This is a genomic window from Streptomyces sp. NPDC057854 (assembly GCF_042797055.1).
Taxonomy (GTDB): domain Bacteria; phylum Actinomycetota; class Actinomycetes; order Streptomycetales; family Streptomycetaceae; genus Streptomyces.
Window position 1 is genome coordinate 214801 of record NZ_JBHVMF010000004.1, and the last position, 18713, is coordinate 233513.

The 18713-nt window shown below is 72.5% G+C and carries 14 protein-coding genes and 1 pseudogene; 11 read left to right on the forward strand and 4 right to left on the reverse strand.

The window, feature by feature from the left end; genetic code table 11:
* Positions 1 to 47: 47 nt before the first annotated feature.
* The 3 genes from ACFVQZ_RS08965 (at position 48) to mug (ending at position 3013) form a co-directional block, all read left to right on the forward strand.
* Positions 48 to 830 carry an SGNH/GDSL hydrolase family protein gene (locus tag ACFVQZ_RS08965; RefSeq protein ID WP_030492314.1) on the forward strand — a complete coding sequence of 261 codons (783 nt, stop codon included), beginning with the start codon at positions 48 to 50 and terminating at the stop codon, positions 828 to 830.
* A gap of 180 nt (positions 831 to 1010) precedes the next feature.
* Positions 1011 to 2453: an adenylosuccinate lyase gene (gene purB, locus ACFVQZ_RS08970; RefSeq protein ID WP_383620697.1), complete on the forward strand. Its 1443-nt coding sequence runs from the start codon at positions 1011 to 1013 to the stop codon at positions 2451 to 2453.
* 62 nt (positions 2454 to 2515) lie between these two features.
* Positions 2516 to 3013 carry a G/U mismatch-specific DNA glycosylase gene (gene mug, locus ACFVQZ_RS08975; RefSeq protein ID WP_321192320.1) on the forward strand — a complete coding sequence of 166 codons (498 nt, stop codon included), beginning with the start codon at positions 2516 to 2518 and terminating at the stop codon, positions 3011 to 3013.
* A gap of 115 nt (positions 3014 to 3128) precedes the next feature.
* Here the strand turns inward: mug and ACFVQZ_RS08980 are convergent, their stop codons facing one another.
* Complete coding sequence (locus ACFVQZ_RS08980) at positions 3129 to 3566, reverse strand: hypothetical protein (protein ID WP_030492316.1); 438 nt, start codon at positions 3564 to 3566, stop codon at positions 3129 to 3131.
* Positions 3567 to 3788: 222 nt separating this feature from the next.
* Here ACFVQZ_RS08980 and ACFVQZ_RS08985 point away from each other — a divergent pair, with 222 nt between their 5' ends.
* Positions 3789 to 4946 carry an ROK family transcriptional regulator gene (locus ACFVQZ_RS08985; RefSeq protein ID WP_030492317.1) on the forward strand — a complete coding sequence of 386 codons (1158 nt, stop codon included), beginning with the start codon at positions 3789 to 3791 and terminating at the stop codon, positions 4944 to 4946.
* 192 nt (positions 4947 to 5138) lie between these two features.
* On the opposite strand, the gene ACFVQZ_RS08990 is transcribed toward ACFVQZ_RS08985, so the two are convergent.
* Entirely contained in the window at positions 5139 to 5879 is a 741-nt protein-coding gene (locus tag ACFVQZ_RS08990) for a GntR family transcriptional regulator (RefSeq protein WP_383620699.1), read from the reverse strand.
* A 357-nt stretch (positions 5880 to 6236) separates the two neighbouring features.
* Here ACFVQZ_RS08990 and ACFVQZ_RS08995 point away from each other — a divergent pair, with 357 nt between their 5' ends.
* Positions 6237 to 7073, forward strand: a complete 837-nt coding sequence (locus ACFVQZ_RS08995; RefSeq protein WP_030492319.1) for an alpha/beta fold hydrolase — start codon at positions 6237 to 6239, stop codon at positions 7071 to 7073.
* A 51-nt stretch (positions 7074 to 7124) separates the two neighbouring features.
* On the opposite strand, the pseudogene ACFVQZ_RS09000 reads toward ACFVQZ_RS08995, so the two are convergent.
* Positions 7125 to 8018, reverse strand: a pseudogene (locus ACFVQZ_RS09000) (EamA family transporter); the annotation flags it as partial.
* On the opposite strand from ACFVQZ_RS09000, the gene ACFVQZ_RS09005 reads away from it, so the two are divergent.
* From ACFVQZ_RS09005 to ACFVQZ_RS09025, 5 genes are all read left to right on the forward strand, one after another.
* Positions 8009 to 9487 carry a PLP-dependent aminotransferase family protein gene (locus ACFVQZ_RS09005; protein ID WP_383620702.1) on the forward strand — a complete coding sequence of 493 codons (1479 nt, stop codon included), beginning with the start codon at positions 8009 to 8011 and terminating at the stop codon, positions 9485 to 9487. The pseudogene ACFVQZ_RS09000 and the gene ACFVQZ_RS09005 overlap by 10 nt on opposite strands.
* 152 nt (positions 9488 to 9639) lie before the next feature.
* Entirely contained in the window at positions 9640 to 11253 is a 1614-nt protein-coding gene (locus tag ACFVQZ_RS09010; protein WP_051787327.1) for an alkaline phosphatase D family protein, read from the forward strand.
* An 85-nt stretch (positions 11254 to 11338) separates the two neighbouring features.
* Positions 11339 to 12706 carry an SWIM zinc finger family protein gene (locus tag ACFVQZ_RS09015; RefSeq protein WP_383620703.1) on the forward strand — a complete coding sequence of 456 codons (1368 nt, stop codon included), beginning with the start codon at positions 11339 to 11341 and terminating at the stop codon, positions 12704 to 12706.
* 64 nt (positions 12707 to 12770) lie between these two features.
* Entirely contained in the window at positions 12771 to 15473 is a 2703-nt protein-coding gene (locus ACFVQZ_RS09020) for a DUF6493 family protein (RefSeq protein ID WP_383620705.1), read from the forward strand.
* 88 nt (positions 15474 to 15561) lie between these two features.
* Entirely contained in the window at positions 15562 to 16983 is a 1422-nt protein-coding gene (locus ACFVQZ_RS09025) for a GNAT family N-acetyltransferase (protein ID WP_383620707.1), read from the forward strand.
* Here ACFVQZ_RS09025 and ACFVQZ_RS09030 read toward each other — a convergent pair.
* Positions 16910 to 18121 (reverse strand): trans-sulfuration enzyme family protein, encoded by a 1212-nt coding sequence (locus ACFVQZ_RS09030; protein ID WP_383620709.1) that lies wholly within the window; start codon positions 18119 to 18121, stop codon positions 16910 to 16912. The two genes, ACFVQZ_RS09025 and ACFVQZ_RS09030, sit on opposite strands and share 74 nt — an antisense overlap.
* Before the next feature lie 59 nt (positions 18122 to 18180).
* On the opposite strand from ACFVQZ_RS09030, the gene ACFVQZ_RS09035 reads away from it, so the two are divergent.
* Positions 18181 to 18678 carry an Lrp/AsnC family transcriptional regulator gene (locus tag ACFVQZ_RS09035; RefSeq protein ID WP_030492327.1) on the forward strand — a complete coding sequence of 166 codons (498 nt, stop codon included), beginning with the start codon at positions 18181 to 18183 and terminating at the stop codon, positions 18676 to 18678.
* Positions 18679 to 18713: the final 35 nt, after the last annotated feature.

Consider the following 18713-nt stretch of genomic DNA (forward strand, 5'->3'; position numbering starts at 1 on the left):
GTGCTCCACGGCACCCGCGCATACCGCACGGTATGATCGGGTCCGCCATGGAGATCAATGCCACGTACAACAGTCTCGTCGCCGTCGGGGACAGCTTCACCGAGGGTATGTCGGACCTGAGGCCCGACGGCTCGTACCGGGGCTGGGCGGACGTCCTGGCGGGCCGGCTCGCCGCCCGCACGCCCGGGTTCCGCTACGCGAACCTCGCGGTGCGCGGGAAGCTCATCGGTCAGATCGTCGAGGAGCAAGTCGCCCTGGCCGCAGGGATGGAGGCCGATGTGGTCACCCTCGTCGGCGGCCTCAACGACACCCTCCGCCCCAAGGTCGACATGGTGCGCGTGAAGGACCTCCTGACCGAGGCCGTGGAACGCCTCACACCTGCCTGCGGGCAGCTGGTCCTGATGCGCAGCCCCGGCCGGAACGGCCCGGTGATGGAGCGCTTCCGCCCCCGGATGGAGGAGCTCTTCGCGCACATCGACGCCCTGGCCGACCGGCACGGCGCGCTCGTGGTCGACCTGTACGGCGCGCCGGTCCTGGGCGACCCCCGGCTGTGGGACGTGGACCGGCTGCACCTCACCGCCGAGGGGCACCGCCGGGTCGCGGAGGCCGTGTGGCAGTCGCTGGGGCTGGCCGCCGAGAGCGACTGGCGGGAGCCGCTTCCGGCGGCGGTACGCCCGGGCTGGATGACGCGGCGGGCCGCGGACGCCCGGTTCGCGAGGGAGCACCTGGGCCCGTGGATCGGCCGCCGGCTCACCGGCCGCTCGTCCGGCGACGGCCGGCCCCCGAAGCGCCCGGAGCTGCTTCCGTACGAGACGCGGTCCGAGGTCTGACCGGGGCACGGTCCGAGGTCCGGCCAAGGGGGCGGCCCGTAGGGTGGCCGGGGCGCGGCCCGAGGCCCGGCCAAGGGGTGACCGGGCAGCGGGCACCGGCCGCGTGACATGGGTCTCGTAGCAAGCTCCAGCCGGGACCACGGCGCTGGCCTGCAGAAATCACCAGTAAACTCTGGACACGTGACTGCTGCCACGGTGAAGCCCCGTATCCCCAACGTCCTGGCCGGCCGCTACGCCTCCGCGGAGCTCGCCGTCCTCTGGTCCCCCGAGCAGAAGGTGAAGCTGGAGCGCCAGCTGTGGCTCGCCGTGCTGCGCGCCCAGAAGGACCTCGGGATCGAGGTTCCGGACGCGGCGATCGCCGACTACGAGCGCGTCCTCGACCAGGTCGACCTCGGCTCCATCGCCGAGCGCGAGAAGGTCACCCGGCACGACGTGAAGGCCCGCATCGAGGAGTTCAACGCCCTCGCCGGCCACGAGCACGTGCACAAGGGCATGACCTCCCGCGACCTCACGGAGAACGTCGAGCAGCTCCAGATCCGCCTCTCCCTGGAGCTGATGCGGGACCGCACGGTCGCCGTCCTCGCCCGCCTGGGCAAGCTGTCCGCGGAGTACGGCGAGCTGGTCATGGCCGGCCGCTCGCACAACGTCGCCGCGCAGGCCACCACCCTCGGCAAGCGCTTCGCGACCGCCGCGGACGAGCTGCTCGTGGCGTACGCGCGCCTGGAGGACCTGCTCGGCCGCTACCCGCTGCGCGGCATCAAGGGCCCCGTCGGCACCGCCCAGGACATGCTCGACCTGCTCGGCGGCGACGCCGGCAAGCTCGCCGAGCTGGAGCAGCGGATCGCCGGCCACCTCGGCTTCGCGCACGCCTTCACCTCGGTCGGCCAGGTCTACCCGCGCTCGCTCGACTACGACGTCGTCACCACGCTGGTGCAGCTCGCCGCGGGCCCGTCGTCCATCGCCAAGACCATCCGCCTGATGGCCGGCCACGAGCTGGTCACCGAGGGCTTCAAGCCCGGCCAGGTCGGCTCCTCCGCGATGCCGCACAAGATGAACACCCGCTCCTGCGAGCGCGTCAACGGCCTCATGGTCATCCTGCGCGGTTACGCCTCGATGACCGGCGAGCTGGCGGGCGACCAGTGGAACGAGGGCGACGTGTCCTGCTCCGTGGTCCGCCGCGTGGCGCTGCCGGACGCGTTCTTCGCGCTCGACGGCCTGCTGGAGACCTTCCTGACGGTGCTCGACGAGTTCGGCGCCTTCCCGGCCGTCGTCGCCCGCGAGCTCGACCGCTACCTCCCGTTCCTCGCCACCACCAAGGTCCTCATGGCCTCGGTCCGCGCGGGCGTGGGCCGCGAGCTCGCCCACGAGGCGATCAAGGAGAACGCGGTGGCCTCGGCCCTCGCCATGCGCGAGCAGGGCGTCGAGCGCAACGAACTCCTCGACAAGCTCGCCGCCGACGACCGCATCCCGCTGGACCGCGCGCAGCTCGACGCGCTGATGGCGGACAAGCTCTCCTTCACCGGCGCCGCCGCCGACCAGGTCGCCACCGTGGTGTCCCGGATCGAGGAGCTCGTCAAGCAGCACCCCGAGGCCGCCGCCTACACCCCCGGCGCGATCCTCTGAGCCCGAACCGCCGGTTCACCCGCGAGGAACTGGAGGCCGCCCGCGACCGCGTCGTCCCCGACGTGGCCGAGGGCGGCCTCGCCGTTCTGTTCTGCGGTATCAATCCCGGCCTGATGACCGCCGCGACGGGCCACCACTTCGCCCGCCCCGGCAACCGCTTCTGGCCGGTGCTCCACCTCTCCGGCTTCACCCCGCGCGTGCTGCGCCCCGACGAGCAGGACGAGCTGCTGTCGTACGGGCTCGGCATCACCAACGTCGCCGCCCGGCCGACCGCGCGCGCCGACGAACTGAGCCGCGAGGAGTACGTCGAGGGCGGCCGGATCCTCACCGCGAAGGTCCTGCGGCTGAAGCCCCGCTGGCTCGCGGTCGTCGGCGTCACCGCGTACCGCACGGCCTTCGGCGAACCGAAGGCGGCGATCGGCCCGCAGGAGCGGACCATCGGCACGACGCGGATCTGGGCGCTGCCCAACCCGAGCGGGCTGAACGCGCACTGGACGGCGGCGACCATGGCGGACGAGTACGCACGGCTCCGCCGGGCCGCCGGCCTGCCGCGCGCCTGACCGGATCCCTCCGCCGCTTCGCCACCACGGTCACCGCCACGGAGGCGTGTCACGAGGGCGCGTCCCGCGAGCACCTCACAGCGGGCTCGTCACACGGGCACGCCGGAGCGGCACCTCACGGCGGATCCACATCGGTCACGACAGCGAGGAGCTGGAACGGCAGCTCGTCGTCCCACTGCGAGACGCCCAGTCCTATCCATCTGTCGTCCACACGCCACAGCGTGAGGTCCGGTACGTGCGCGCACAGCACGGACCAGGGCTCCGGCAGCCGCTCCCCCTCCATGCTGCGATGGTGCAGCGACCACAGGCTCATGCGGTCCGGCGCGCCCCAGCGCGCGGCGAGGACAGCGGCCAGACCGTCCCGCTCCGCTTCGTACTGCTCCTCGACGACCTCCCGGCGGCTCCCGCCGTCCTCCCAGAAGTCCTCGCTGGTCGCCAGCGCGAGGACGTGGAAACCGGGCCCGCTGTCGAGGTGGCCGGCGCGCTCCGGCCCCGCCGGGAAATCCCTCGACCGCAGTAAGTCGAGGTCCGACAGAAGGCGTGTCGTGGTCATGTGCCCAGTAAACCGCGCCCCACTGACAGTTGGCGCCGCGTCAGCCGCCCGCCCCCGCGACTCCGGTGAGCCTGCGAGGACACGGCCGCCCGGAGACATCCGGGACAGGGGGAAATACCGGCCGGCGGAGGTCCGGGAAGGCGTCCAGGGGGCGGCCCTCGCCGCTTCCGGAACCATTGAGTACCATCCGCCTGAGACGGGCACGAGCTGGGAGGACACACTGTGGGGCGGCTGACCGGCGGGGATCCGTCGCTGCTGCGGCGGATCAATTCCGCGGTGGTACTCCATGCTCTGCGCGGCTCCGACGCGCGCACGCTCACGGACCTGACCCGGATCACCGGGCTGTCCCGGCCGACCGTCGAAGGGGTCGTCGAAGGCCTCATCGACGGCGGCCTCGTCGTCGAGGCGGCGCCCGAGGAGGGCGAGACCCGGCGCCAGGGACGCCCCGCGCGGAGGTTCCGCTTCCGCGCCGAGGCGGGCCATCTGCTCGGCATCGAGATCGGTCCGCACCGCGTCGCCGCCCTCCTCTCCGGTCTGGACGGCCGGATCATCAGCGCGGGCGCGCGCGAGGTGTCGGAGACCGCGCCCGAGGACGAACGCCTCGACAAGGTGCGCACGGTCGTCGCCGACGTGCTGCGCCGCGCCGGTGTGCCCCGGTCGAACCTGCGGGCGGTCGGCGTCGGCACCCCCGGCATCGTGGAGGCCGACGGCACGGTGCGGCTCGGCACCGCCCTGCCCGGTTGGACGGGCCTCGCGCTCGGCGAGCGGCTGCGCCGCTCCTTCCGCTGCCCGGTGATCGTGGAGAACGACGCCAACGCGGCGGCCGTCGCCGAACACTGGAAGGGCGCGGCGACCGACTCCGACGACATCGTCTTCGTCCTCGCCGGGCTGAGCCCCGGCGCGGGCTCGCTGATCGGCGGCCGGCTGCACCGCGGTTACGGCGGCGCGGCGGGCGAGATCGGCGCGCTGCACCTGCTGGGACGCGGCGTCACGCCGGAGCACCTGCTGTCGACGACCGACGAACCGCTGCACCCGCTCGACGAGCAGGCGGTCGCGGAGGTCTTCGCCCTGGCGAGGAAGGGCGACGCGCAGGCCCAGGCGGCGGTCGAGCGGTTCATCCAGCGGCTGGTCCACGACGTGGGCGCCCTCGTGCTGGCGCTCGATCCCGAGCTGGTGGTGGTCGGCGGCTGGGCGGCCGGCCTGGACGGTGTGCTGCAGCCGCTCCGCGAAGAGCTGGCGCGGTTCTGCCTGCGCCCGCCGCGGGTCGTGCTGTCGCTGCTCGGCGAGGCCGCGGTCGGCACGGGCGCGCTGCGTCTCGCCCTCGACCACGTCGAGGAGCAGCTGTTCGCCGTCGACGGCAGCGTGACGGCCCGCCGCTGACCCGGCACGCGCGCGTACCCGTACTCGTACGCGTACACCGACCCCTGCGTGTACGACCTGACAGCGCCCAGGCGCCGGCCGATCCCGGCGCGACCGTACCGTGAAACGCGAAAACCCGGCCTCGGAAGGCCGGGTCTTCGTGGTGCCGTCCGGGCATCGGCTCGCGTGAACCGCCGCTCCGGCCGACCGGGGTCAGGAGGCCATCGCGAGGTCGACCGAGTCGCCGAAGGTGAGGCGGCAGGTGTCGGCGCGGTAAATGGCGACCGAGACGGCGGCGGTACGGCCTCCGGAGAGGTACCGCGTCGTCACCACCAGCACCGGGGAGCCCGGGAGGCGGTCCAGCTCCTTGGCGTCGTCCGCGCGCGCGGAACCCAGCTCCACCGAGCGGTCCTGGCCGTCCAGGGCGAGGTGCTGGAGCTCGCGCAGCACGGCACGGGCGCGCGCGGGTCCGGCGGGGGCGTCGATCGAGGTGAGCCCGGCGACCGAGCCGACGGGCACGTACAGCAGTTCCGTGGCGACGGCCTGGCCCTGGCTGAGACGCACCCGGCGCACCAGGTGCACGTCCTCGCCGGCCGGGGTCTCCAGCAGGCGGGCGACGGCGGCGGGCGCCGTGCCGAGAACGGCGTCCTGCGCCTCCCAGGCGTCGTCGCCGACGCCGGGCCACGCCTGCTGCGTGGTCGAGACGTCGACGCCGACGCGCGGGGGCGCGACCGTCGTGCCGACACCGCGCCGGCGCTGCAGGCGTCCTTCGAGCTCCAGCTGCTCCAGAGCCTGGCGGAGCGTGGCGCGGGCGACGCCGAAGCGGGCCGCGAGCTCGCGCTCGTTGGGCAGGATCTCACCGACCGCGAAGTCGGAGTCGAGTGCTTCGCCGATCACCGTCTTGAGGTGCTGGTACTTCGGTTCCTGGACCGATTCCAGCTGCGTGGTCCCCACCCTGTCCTCCGCAATTCGCCGTGTCCCGCGGCGTTTCCGCGCCCTTGTTTATTAAAGGTTCCTGCACTAACTCTGCGACCATAAGGCGAGCCATCACCTTGGTCAAGACCAATCCTCCGCCGAACGTCCGGAAATGTGACCCTCTGACCTTGATCGTTCACAGGACGTTCGCACCCCCGTGAGACGCGCGCACCAGAAGCCCCGCCCACCGGACCGGTGAGCGGGGCATCTGGTGTGACGGAGAGGCGGGGCCCCGGCAGGGCGGGGCACGACTTTCGTCCGACCTCTTGAACAGGCGACTACCCATCAGTAAATCTTGCTGACAGGACGTCTAAGAGGATGTGCGAGGGAGCCTCCATGCCGGCACGGATCGTGTTCGAGTTCGAGACCCCGAGGGGTCGCCGCACCACATCCCTGACGTACGAGCGCCGCGGAACGGGAGCACCACTGCTCCTGCTCCACGGCATCGGCCACCACTGGCAGGCGTGGGAGCCGGTCCTCGACGTGCTGGCCACGGAACGCGACGTCATCGCCGTCGACCTGCCCGGATTCGGCGCCTCCGACGGCCTCCCGCAGGACTGCCCCTACGACCTGGCGACGGTCGCGCCCGTTCTCGCCGCCTTCTGCGCGGCCCTCGGCGTCGAACGGCCCCACGTGGCGGGCAACTCCCTCGGCGGACTGCTCGCCCTCCAACTCGGCCGCGAGAAGGCCGTCCGCTCGGTCACCGCCCTCTCCCCCGCGGGCTTCTGGACCGAGAGCGAGCGCCGGTACGCCTTCGGCACCCTGCGCGCGATGCGCGGCGCGGCCCTGTCGATGCCCGTCCCCGTCATCGACCGTCTGTCCCGCACCCCGGCCGGCCGGACGGCGCTCACCAGCACCATCTACGCCCGCCCCGGCCGCCGCTCACCCGACGCGGTCGTCGCCGAGACGCTGGCGCTGCGCGAGGCCACCGGCTTCCACCAGACGCTCGCCGCGGGGCGCACCGTCCTCTTCCGCGACGACATCCCGTCGCTGCCGGTCACGATCGCCTGGGGCACCCGGGACCGGCTGCTGCTGCGCCGCCAGGGCGTCCGCGCCAAGCAGACCATCCCCGGCGCGCGCCTGGTGCGGCTGCCCGGCTGCGGCCACGTCCCGATGAACGACGACCCCGCGCTCGTCGCCCGCGTGATCCTCGACGGCAGCGCCGGCGACTGAGCCGGCCGCGCTCCCCCGCCCGATGAGCAGGCCGGTGCCGAGCGCGGCACCGGCCCCCACGAGCAGCCCGCCCACGGCCTGCGGCAGACCCAGCACGGCCTCGCCGACCACCGCCGCGCTCAGCGCCGCCGCCACGGGGATGGCGCCGGTGTAGAGCGTGGCCCGCTCCATGCCGATGCGCTCGACGCCCTTGTAGAAGAAGACGAACCCGACGACGGTCGCGAGCACCGCCTGCCACAGCAGGGCGCCCGTCTCCACCGCGGTCGGCATCCGCACGACGGCGGCGCCGTCCACGACGATCCCGAGCAGCGCGGCCTCCACCGCGCCGACGCCGCAGACGGCGACGGTCAGCAGCCGCGCGCCGAGCGGGCGCAGCACGGGCACGGCGAGCACCGTGAACGCGACCTCCCCGCCGAGCGCCGCCACCGACCAGCCGAGCCCCGCCAGGTCGGTGCGCCCCCACCCCTGCACGGTGAACGCCCCGGCGGCGACGAGCAGGGACCCGTACAGCACGGCCCGCGCGGGCCGCCGGCCTTCCAGCAGCGGCACGAGGACGGCGACCACGATGGGAGCGCACCCGACGACAACTCCGGGGACGGCGGGTTCGGCGGTGCGCTCGGCGGCGAGGACCGCGAGGTTGAAGCCGACCATGCCGACGGCGGCCAGGACCGCGATCCGCACCCACGAGCCGACACCGAGCCGCCGCAGCGGCGCCAGCCCTCCCCGGCCGAGCAGCGGGAGCAGCAGCAGACAGGCGGCACCGTAACGGAGGGCCTGCCCGCCCGCGTACGGGTAGTCGCCGAGGAGACCGTTGGCGGTGAAGGAGGCTCCGACGAGGGCGTAGGCGAGAGTCACGAGGAGGACTCCGCGCAAGGCGTTGGCGTTCATGGTCCTGACGCTAGGGAGCGGGGCGGCCCGGATTAAGGTCCACTTCCATGACGCCATCGGGGACCACTTCAGGCACGGCACCGGATCGGCCGGCCCGGGACGCCGACGCGCAGCCGGCCTGGGAACTACTGCTCCCCGCCGTTGAGGCACCGGCGCGCCGCCGTGGCCGCGCCCTGCAGGAAGTCCTGCGCGAAGCGGTGCGGACCGGACGGCTCACCGCCGGTACGCGTCTGCCGTCGACCCGCGCGCTCGCCGCGGACCTGCACGTCTCCCGCGGCCTGGTCACGGAGGCGTACGAACAACTCACGGCGGAGGGCTACCTGCGCAGCGGCCGGGGTTCGGGCACCTGGGTGAGCGAAGCGGTCCGAACGGCAGAGGCAGCCCGGCGCTCCATGCCCGACCCGCCGCAGGCAGCGGACCCCCACGGCTCCGGCCCCACGGTGGACTTCCGCCCCGGCACCCCTGACCTGTCCCTCTTCCCGCGCGCGGCCTGGGCGGCGTCCCAGCGGGCTGTGCTCACCGAGCTGCCGCACCACGCGCTCGGCTATCCGGATCCCCGGGGGCTGCCGGCGCTGCGATCCGCACTCGCGGCGATGCTGACGCGGCGACGCGGTGTGGTGGCCGACCCGGCACGTGTGGTGGTGTGTTCGGGCGTGGCGCAGGCGGCGACGCTGCTCGGCTTCGTACTGCGGTCGCGGGGACACGACGCGGTGGGTGTGGAGGACCCCGGTAGCCCCGAGCACGCGCGGCTCTTCGCGGCGACGGGCCTCAAGACGGTGTGGCTCCCGCTCGACGAACAGGGCATGCGGCCTGATCCTCTGAGCGCGGCGGGACTTCGGGCGGTCGTGGTGACGCCGTCGCACCAGTTCCCGTCCGGGATCGCGTGGTCGGCGGAGCGACGCGGCATGCTCCTGGACTGGGCGCGCGCGGTCGACGGATACGTGCTGGAGGACGACTACGACGGCGACTTCCGGTACGACCGCGCACCGGTCGGGGCGCTCCAGGGCCTCGATCCCGAGCGGGTCGTGTACACCGGCTCGGTGAGCAAGTCCCTCGCGCCTGGGCTGCGGCTCGGCTGGATGGTGGTGCCCGGTGCCCTCGTCGACGAGGTAGTCGAACGGAAGCGGACGATGGACCTGGGCCATCCGGTGTTCGACCAGGCGGCGTTGGCGCACATGGTGACGAGCGGAGGTTACGACCGACAGCTGCGCCGCTGCCAACGCCTGTACCGGGAACGGCGCGACGCGCTGCTGAGCTCGTTGCACACGTACTTCCCGGGGTCGGAGGTGACCGGCATCGCGGCCGGGCTGCATGTCATCGCCTGTCTCCCCGCCCGGTACAGGCCAGGGGAACGGTTCCTGGCCGCGGCGGCAGAGGCGGGCGTGGCGCTGCGGTCGCTGGAGGAGTACGGGACGGCACGACCGTCGGATGGCGCCGTACGTCTCGTCATCGGTTACGCGCATCTGACGCCGGCGGCGATCTCGACCGGGCTGCGACGAGTCTCGGAGGCACTGGGCGCGTCCTGAACGGACGAGGGGCCTTGTGTTCACGCGCGGTTCGCGTGACCGCCGCTCCCGCCGATTAGGCAAGGGTCCGGTGTGAACTCCCGCACCGCGAGCCGGCCTCGACGCCGTCGCGATGACGTCGAGGCCGGACCCGAACCCTTCTCGGAGGCCACATGTCCACGAACCCGCCCGGTGCTACCGCCATCACTCCCGCCACACCGCCTTCCGCCTTCGGGCGCCGCAGTGTGCTGCGCGGCTCGATCGCCGCCTCTGCCGGCCTCGCCCTGGGCGGTGCCGGTCTCGCCGCGCCGGCGTTCGCGCTCTCAGGACGTCCCAGCGCTCAGTGGGGTGTGCAGGTCGGCGACGTCACGGCCCGTTCTGGACTGGTGTGGGTGCGGTCGGACCGGCCCGCCCGGATGATCGTCGAGACGTCCGCAACGGAGTCGTTCCGGCGGGTCCGCCGTCATCACGGGCCGCTGCTGGGCGCCGGCACCGACCTCACGGGCACGACGCTCCTGCGGGGTCTGCCGGCGGGCGAGCAGATTCACTACCGGGTCGTCCTCGCCGATGCCGACGATCCGCGCCGCACGAGCGAGCCCGTCCTCGGCACGTTCCGTACGGCACCGGAACGGCGCCGGGACGGCGTGCGCTTCCTCTGGTCCGGCGACATCGCCGGACAGGGATGGGGCATCAACCCGGACATCGGTGGATTCCGGGCCTTCGAGGCGATGCGCCGCCTCGACCCCGACTTCTTCCTGTGCAGCGGCGACACCGTCTACGCCGACGGGCCGCTGCAGTCCTCCGTGACCCTCCCCGACGGCCGTATCTGGCGCAATCTCGTCACGCCGGAGAAGGCGAAGGTCGCCGAGACGCTCGACGAGTACCGGGGCAACTTCCGCTACAACCTGCTCGACCGGAACGTCCGGGCGTTCAACGCGCAGGTGCCGACGGTGGTGCAGTGGGACGATCACGAGGTGCGCAACAACTGGTACCCGGGCCAGATCCTCGACGACGTCCGGTACGCGGAGAAGAACGTGGACGTGCTCGCGTCGCGGGCCTCGCGCGCCTTCGCCGAGTACTTCCCCGTCTCGACGATGCGTGCGTCCGCCGGTACGGAGGGCCGCATGCACAGGGTGGTGCGATACGGACCGCTCCTCGACGTCTTCGTGCTGGACATGCGCTCGTACCGCAACGCCAACTCAGCCGGCCGGCAGGCGGACGACACCACCGGCATCCTCGGAGCCGAGCAGCTCGCCTGGCTGAAGCGGGAGCTGTCCCGCTCCCGGGCGGTCTGGAAGGTACTGGCCGCGGACATGCCGATCGGGCTGGTCGTGCCGGACGGCTCCGCCGCTTTCGAAGCGATCGCGCAGGGCGACCCGGGTGCTCCGCTGGGACGCGAGCTTCAGATCGCCGAGCTGCTGCGCTTCATCAAGCACCGTCGCATCACGGGCACGGTGTGGCTGACGGCGGACGTGCACTACACCTCGGCGCAGCACTACGCGCCCGAGCGGGCCGCCTTCCAGGATTTCGCTCCTTTCTGGGAGTTCGTGTCGGGGCCGCTGGCCGCCGGCGGCTTCCCGGCGAACAAGCTGGACGCGACATTCGGACCGGAGCGCGTGTTCGTGCGGGCTCCCGAGCGGGCGAACGTGTCGCCGATGGAGAGCCCGCAGTACTTCGGCGAGGTGGACATCGACGGCGGCAGTGGTGAGCTGACGGTACGTCTGCGAGCGGATGACGAGACCGTGTTGTTCACCAAGGTGCTGCAGCCGGGCCTCGTCGGACAGTAGCGCCCTATCGGGGTCGGCGGGGTTATCCACAGGCCGGCCTGTGGATACGAGCGGGATGTCAGTGGCGGGCCCTACGGTCGATTCCATGACGCGATCCGTACAGGCGCTCGCTTACGCACGCCCATCTTCCCTTGAGTCCACGGCCTCCGGCCGGCTCCTCGGTCTGGAGACGTCCGGAGGTCTGACCCCACTGGGCGCCGAGGCGCATCCCCGTTTCTTCTCCGGGTTTCTGGCTGCCCCTCAGATCGCCGCGCGCGGCCTGCTGGCGGTGGCGGACGTGGCGGCCGCCCGCTATCACCAACGGCCGAGACCGGGCTCGCTCGATCCCGTCGTGACGGGGAACGGGGACCGCCTGCGGTTCGAGTCCTTCTCCGCGTGCGGCGGGGTGTACGCACGGCTCGACGTGCTCGACGAGGGGCTCGACGGGACGGAGACCGGCCACGGCACCACCAATGTGGACGTCAACGACCCGCTCCGCGAGGCACTGTCGCGGATGAGCGGTGACGACCCGCTGCATCTGCGGGTGGGGCCCGATGACATGGCGGTGACGACGCTCGGTGGCTCGGTGGTGGAGAAGAAGGTTCCGCTGCCGGACCGCTGGCTGCGGGGCTTCGCCGAGGCACAGGTCGCTTCGGCCCGGTTCGACCTGCGGGCCGAACTGTCCGGCGCGGAGGCCGTTCGGTTCCTGCGCGGGCTGCCCCGCTCGCAGAGCCGCGGGCGGGCGCCGCTGTGGGTGGTCCAGACGGGCCGGACGCTGCGTCCGACCCTGCGCCCTGGGGCCGGCGCCGTATGCCTGCCGGGGCCGGACCGTCTCACCGCCCTGGAGCGGGTCCTCCGCTTCGCCACGGCACTCCGGGTCTACGGACCGGTGCCCGACGGGCAGGCCGCTCCCAGCGCGTGGGAGGTGTCCCTGCCGGGTATGCGGCTGACGCTCACCCTCTCCCCCGATCCCGCCCGTGGGTTCTCCGGGGAGGGCGGGGTGCTCGAAGCCCTCGCCACGGACGACGCCGCGGCGGACGCGGAACTGATCGCCGTCCTTCTCGCCTGGGAGCCGAGAATCGATCCGGCCGATCTCGGCGAGCAGTCCGGCCTCACCGCGGAACGGGTCCGCGCCGCCCTGACCCGGCTGGGAACGGCCGGACGGGTGGGCTACGACGTCGCGGACGCCGCGTACTTCCACCGCGAGCTCCCCTACGACGCGGACCGCGCGGAGCGGCACAATCCGCGGCTCGTCTCCGCACGGCGGCTCGTGGCGGAGGCCGCGGTGACGCTCGAGGGGGAGCTGGCGACCGTCGTGTCGGGCGACCGGCGGTACCGCGTCCGGCAAGCCGACGGCGTACTGAGCTGCACCTGTGCGTGGTGGACCGACTACCGCGGCCGGCGAGGCCCGTGTAAGCACGCCCTGGCCGTACGCATGGTCCGTCGAGGCGCGCGAGGGGCGCCGGCGGCATGACGACGGATGACGCACCACGGGCCAGTGGCACCGACTAAAACATGAACAACCGATGGGGGCGGAGATGACGACAGAAGTACTCAGCGGGACCGCCGACGACGACGACGGCGTCGACAAGCTGATGAAGGCAGTGCGCGCGGGTCGCGCCGACCACGTTCCGGCGCTGCTGGAACCGTTGGACGCTACCGCACGCGCGGCGGCTCTCCAGCAGCTCAAGGCGTTGCGTGCCGAGGTACGCACCTGGGACTGGAGCCGGTGGCAGGAGACGAGTCGGATCCGGCGTGCGCTGTACGTCGCCGGGGCCGGCTGCCACACGGGGGCCGCTGCGGCTGCGAGCTGGCTCGGCGGGCGCGACCTGCTCAGCTGGCGCACCGAGAACGGCGCCCTGGCGCTGCGGGTGCTCCTGGACCGGCCACCCGTATGGCGCGCCGACGTCGCTCACCGGCTGGCGGCCCATCCGACGTCCGCGGAGGAGAGCTACGACCTGATCCGAGGACTGGTCGAGAGCTCGGGTGCCACAGTCCCGACGACGGACGGCTATGTGATCGGCTGGACCAGGAAGATCACGGGCAACAGGCTTCTGGAGAGTCTGCGCACGGATCCGCAGACGCCCGTGCTCGTGGCCCACGCGCTCTCGATGCAGGAGCTTCCGGATCCGTTGGCCGCGCCGGAAACCGACGGTCCGGCGACTCACTGGCCCGCCGCGCTGGCGACGCTGGTCGACGAGGGGGTGCTCGACCGCGCGCAGATCGTCGACCTCTGCGTCTCCCGCATGCTGCGCGGCGGCCGTCTGCGCAACCTGCGGTTCCCTCTGGCGCTGCTGCAGCTGGTGCCGCCGAACGCGGAAGAGCGCCGTGAGCGGGTCGCCGACTGGATCGGCATGACCGCCGACGCGGTGTCCCCGGTCGCGGGGTTCGCGCAGAAGACTCTGTCCGGGCTGGCGCTCGAAGGAGCGCTGCCGGGTGGGGCGTTCGCGGAGATGACGGCGGGGGTGCTGTTCCGGACCGAGAAGAAGCTGCTGCGGGCTCAGTTGTCGCTGGTCAATCGTGCGCTCGCCAGGAATCCTGGCCTCGCCTCCGAGGTGCTGCCGGTGGTCGCGGACGCCTTCGGCCACGACGACTCGGAGATTCAGGGGCGATCGCTGCAGGTCGTGGCCCGTCATCTGAAGGCCGTCGACGAGGAGACGCGCACGCGCCTCGCTGAGGCGGCGTCTCTGCTGGGGCCTGCGCACCGGGCTGCCGCCGAGGCGGCCTTCGGCCGCCAGGTCGAGGCGCGCGAGAGCCTGCCCTACGAGGAGATCCTTCCTCCAGTGCCGGAGCCCGAGGTTCTGCCGGGTCCAGCGGGGTCGCTGGAGGAAGTGATGGAAGACCTGCTGGTTCAGCAGCGGCGGTCGGCTGGTCCGATGGAGTTCGAGAGGGCTCTCGACGGCCTGGTGCGGCACGCGCACAAGGACAGCGCAGAAGTGGCCGCCCAGGTCCGAGAAGCGTTCTCCGGCGCGTACTGGTACGACACGAGTGCGTTCCCGCACCATCTCGACCTCGACTACTTCCAGCACGGGCCGCGCGGCTTGGACGCCGTCCTCGCCTCACTCGTGGGAAAGGTGAAGCCGGGGCGGACGGAAGCCGGCCGCGAGCAGACCGTTCCGATGACCTCTTGCGTGCACGGAGCGATGCAGTCGACGCAGGAGGCTCGGATCTGGGAGGTCGCCCACCTGATCGGTGGGGGGACGCTGCCGTTGCTGCTGTCCACGCCGACCCGGCACACGGGCGGCATCGACCCTCTCACGCTGGTGGAGCGGCTCCGCGAGTACGCGGACGCCGGCCTCGACCCCGCACCGGTGGATCTCGGCCAGGCGCTTCTGCGGGTACGCCGACAGGACCCCTCCGCCGAGCAGGCGGCCGAGCAGGCGGAGGCCCTGGGCAGCGAGGCGGGAGCCCGCCTGGCCACCTGGCTGCGGTCGGAGAATCCGCTCGCGGCGACGGTACGGTTCCACCCTCGGACGCCGAAGGGCTCGGAACGCTGGTCGCTCGTGAACCGGATCTTGGTCGAGATGGCGAAGCGCCCGGAGTTCAAGCGGGAGTTCCCGAAGACCTTCCACTGGCTCGCCGGTGGCCTGCTGCCGAACGCCCGGCGCTGCTATCACTGGGAGCAGGTCCCCGAGCAGTGGGCCACCCTGCTGCCCGCTGACCGCGAACTGCTCGCCTCCTGCCTGCTGTCGTCCATGGCAAGCGCGGTCGACGGCGACTCGGCGCGAGATGTCGCCGGTCCGCTGACCCTGCTCGCGGAGGGTGAAGGGCAGGTCGGCCGGGCCGTCGCCCTGGTCCTGGCCTTCGGGCTCGGCTGCCGGGACGCGGACGACCGGCTGCGGGCCGTGGACGCCCTGCTCGTGCTGGCGGCACGCGGTGAACTCGATGCCCGCCAGGTGGGCAGGGATCTGGCCTGGCTCCTCGCCGAACGCTCCATGAAGCCGAACCGTCTCGCGGACGCGGTCCGGACCGCCGCCGCCACCGGCGCGTACGGAACCGTGTGGACGATCCTGTCCGAGGCGCTCCCGACGCTTCTCGAGGCGGAGAAACCCATGCGGGGTCTGGGCGAACTCCTCGCGATCGCGGCGGACTGTGTGGAGCGTTGTGGAGCGAGCGGGGAACTCGCGGGGCTCGAGCGGCACGCTTCGGCGCGGGGCACGTCACAGCTGGTGACGCAGTCCAAGCGCCTCCTGAACGCACTCCGTCAGGGGACCGATCAGGGTGCGACAGAATCATCCTGAATCGGTCACAAATCCTCCAGATCGCCACTTAACCAGCCAGTCACAAAGCGTTCGTGATCACGCAACACCTCTCGGTCACAGTGAGGTCATGACCGATGTGACGTCCTCGAAGAGCAACCGCCGACCGCACCACTGGCGGCACGACCTGATCGAGCTCGCGGCCCTGTTCACCGCCGTGGTGGTGGCCGACACGATCGCCAAGACCATCATCAAGGGCCCCGATGGGCCCTACCTGCTGGTGTTCTCGGCCATCGCGCTGGTCGCCACCGCAGGGTTCCACACATGGTGGGCACGAAGGCACAGCCATGCTCCACCCACCACCGTCACGGGCACATCCGCTCTCGCCCCGGAGGTGCCCTCGGGCGGCGAATCCACGGGTCCGGACGCCGCCGAGGCCCCGGAGGCGATCGAGACGGTGCTATGGCGGATGAGGACCACGGTCGACGACGCCCCGGGCAGCCTGGCCGCACTGTGCTCGGTGCTCGCACGGCTCGGCGTCGACATCCTCACCCTCCAGACGCACCCGCTGACCGAGGGGACGGTCGACGAGTTCCTGCTCCGCGCCCCGGCCGGCCTCACCGCCGGCGACCTGGCCAGCGAGATCGGAACCGCGGGCGGTCGCGACACCTGGACGGAACGCGCGGATGCCCACGACCTGGTGGACACTCCCACCCGGGTCCTGGGCCTCGCCACCCGCACCGCCCTCGATGCCGCCGAACTGCCCCTCGCGCTCCGGCAGCTCCTCGGCCGGTGCACCCTCCACTCCGTCCCGGCCGTCTCGCTGACCGGCCGCCCGACCGGCGAACAGGCACCTGTCGAAGGCGTCCTCGAAGAGACCGTCATGAAGCTGCGCGACCCCAGCGGGGGCACGCTTCTGATCGAGCGGCCCTACCTGCCGTTCACTCCGACGGAATTCGCCCGGGCCCGCGCCCTCGTCGAACTCGACGCACGACTCGGCCCCCGCGTCCCCCGCAGCCAGGACGTGCTCACCCTGCCCGAGGGCAACGAGATCACGGTCCGCCGCGCCGACCAGCGCGACCTGCCGGCGGCGCGCGCCATGCACGAGCGGTGCTCGGCGCGGACGCTCGGCCTGCGCTACCACGGTCCAGTCGGCGACGCCGACCGCTACCTCGACCACCTGCTGAGCCCGCGGTTCGGACGCACCCTCGCCGTGCAGACCGCGTCCGGTCGCCTCGTCGCCCTCGGGCACCTGCTGTGGGACGGCGACGAGACCGAGGTGGCGCTCCTCGTCGAAGACGACTGGCAGCGGCGCGGGATCGGCTCCGAACTCCTCGGCCGGCTCGTGGCGATGGCCGAGGAGGCCGGATGCGACAGCGTCTACGCCGTGACGCAGGCGTCCAACACCGGCATGGTCGCGGCCATGCGGGCGCTGCGCCTCCCCCTCGACTACCAGATCGAGGAGGGCACTCTGGTGATCACCGCTCGGCTGGACTCGGCACCGGAACGGAGTGAGCGGACACAACCGCAGGCTCGGCAGAGCGAGCGCTGAGCGCCTGGGTGAGGTCGCGCCACAGGTCCTCGACGTCCTCCAGGCCGACCGACATCCGCAGCAGGCGATCGCTGACGCCCGCGGCCCGGCGGTCGCCCTCGTGGACGATGCGGTGGCTGATCGAGGCCGGGTGCTGGATCAGGGTGTCGACGCTCCCGAGGCTGACCGCCGGGGTGATCAGCCGGACGCCGGCGATCACCTCGTGCGGGTCGCCGTAGACCTCGAAGGCGACCATCGCCCCGCCGATCGCCGGGTAGTGGACGCGGGCGATCCGCGGGTCGGTGGCCAGGCGGCGTACCAGCTCCGCGGCCGTCGCCGAGGCGGCCCGGACGCGGACCGGCAGCGTGGACAGTCCCCGGAGCAGCAGGTAGCCGGCGAGCGGGTGGAGCACACCGCCCGTGGCGAAGCGGACGCGGCGGAGTTCGCGGGCGAACTGCTCGTCGCAGGCGACGACGCCGCCCATGACGTCGCCGTGGCCGCCCAGGTACTTGGTGGCGCTGTGCAGGACGATGCGGGCGCCGAGGCCGGCCGGTCGCTGGAGGACCGGGGTGGCGAAGGTGTTGTCGACGAGAAGCGGGACCGAGCCGCAGGAGTGGGCGACGGCCTGGATGTCGACCTCGGCCAGGGTCGGGTTGGCCGGGGACTCCACCATCACGAGGCCGGTGTCCGGGCGGATGGCGTCGGCGACGCCCGCCGGGTCCGTCCAGGTCACCTCGGTGCCGAGCAGACCGGCGTCCAGGAGGTGATCGCTGCAGCCGTACAGCGGGCGCACCGCGACGACGTGGCGCAGGCCCTGGCTCGCACGGGCCAGCAGGACCGCGGTCAGAGCGGCCATGCCGCTCGCGAAGGCCACCGCGGCCTCCGTGCCCTCGAGACGGGCCAGGGCCTCCTCGAAGCGGGCCACGGTCGGGTTGTCCAGACGGGCGTAGACGGGCGGGCCCTCGAGGCGGGCGCCGGTGGCGGCGAACTCGTCGATGCGTGCGGCCTCCGCCGCGGCGTCGTACGACGGGTAGGTGGTGGACAGGTCGAGCGGCGGGGCGTGCACCCCGAGCGCGGCGAGGTCTTCGCGGCCGGCGTGCACGGCTTCGGTGGCGAGCGCCCTCGGGGTGGCCGAAGGGGCGTGATCCATGGCGTCCATGGCGGCACTGTGAACGGAAACCCGGAAGTAGCGACCGAGATCCGTGCTACGTTCGGCCGATGGCCGAATCCGTCGTACTGGACACGGTCGATCTGCACATTCTCCGCCTGCTGCAGAACGACGCCCGGACCACTTACCGCGAGCTCGCCGCCGAAGTCGGCGTGGCTCCCTCCACCTGTCTGGACCGCGTGGCGCGGCTGCGCCGCACCGGGGTCGTGCTCGGGCACCAGCTGCGACTGGATCCGGCCAAACTCGGACGCGGTCTGGAGGCGCTTCTCCTGGTGCAGGTACGGCCGCACCGACGGGAACTGATCGGTCCGTTCGTGGACCGGATCCGGGCGCTACCGGAGTCCCGGGCGTTGTTCCACCTCACCGGCCCCGACGACTACCTCGTGCACGTGGCCGTCGCCGACCCTTCCGACCTGCAGCGACTCGTCCTCGACGAGTTCACGTCGCAGCGCGAGGTGGCACGGGTCGAGACCCGGCTGATCTTCCAGCAGTGGGACTGCGGGCCCCTGATGCCGCCCGGCGCGGGGGCGTCCTTGTCAGCCGTGTGACGCCGGTCGAGGGTGACGGGAGGCGGGCGGAGGCA

What these genes read in the sequence shown, in the direction of transcription:
- ACFVQZ_RS08965 (WP_030492314.1), top strand. Translation starts at nt 48, where the DNA reads ATGGAGATCAATGCCACGTACAACAGTCTCGTCGCCGTCGGGGACAGC.
- ACFVQZ_RS08980 (WP_030492316.1), bottom strand. Translation starts at nt 3,566, where the DNA reads ATGACCACGACACGCCTTCTGTCGGACCTCGACTTACTGCGGTCGAGG.
- ACFVQZ_RS08995 (WP_030492319.1), top strand. Translation starts at nt 6,237, where the DNA reads ATGCCGGCACGGATCGTGTTCGAGTTCGAGACCCCGAGGGGTCGCCGC.
- ACFVQZ_RS09005 (WP_383620702.1), top strand. Translation starts at nt 8,009, where the DNA reads ATGACGCCATCGGGGACCACTTCAGGCACGGCACCGGATCGGCCGGCC.
- ACFVQZ_RS09010 (WP_051787327.1), top strand. Translation starts at nt 9,640, where the DNA reads ATGTCCACGAACCCGCCCGGTGCTACCGCCATCACTCCCGCCACACCG.
- ACFVQZ_RS09015 (WP_383620703.1), top strand. Translation starts at nt 11,339, where the DNA reads ATGACGCGATCCGTACAGGCGCTCGCTTACGCACGCCCATCTTCCCTT.
- ACFVQZ_RS09020 (WP_383620705.1), top strand. Translation starts at nt 12,771, where the DNA reads ATGACGACAGAAGTACTCAGCGGGACCGCCGACGACGACGACGGCGTC.
- ACFVQZ_RS09025 (WP_383620707.1), top strand. Translation starts at nt 15,562, where the DNA reads ATGACCGATGTGACGTCCTCGAAGAGCAACCGCCGACCGCACCACTGG.
- ACFVQZ_RS09030 (WP_383620709.1), bottom strand. Translation starts at nt 18,121, where the DNA reads ATGGACGCCATGGATCACGCCCCTTCGGCCACCCCGAGGGCGCTCGCC.
- ACFVQZ_RS09035 (WP_030492327.1), top strand. Translation starts at nt 18,181, where the DNA reads ATGGCCGAATCCGTCGTACTGGACACGGTCGATCTGCACATTCTCCGC.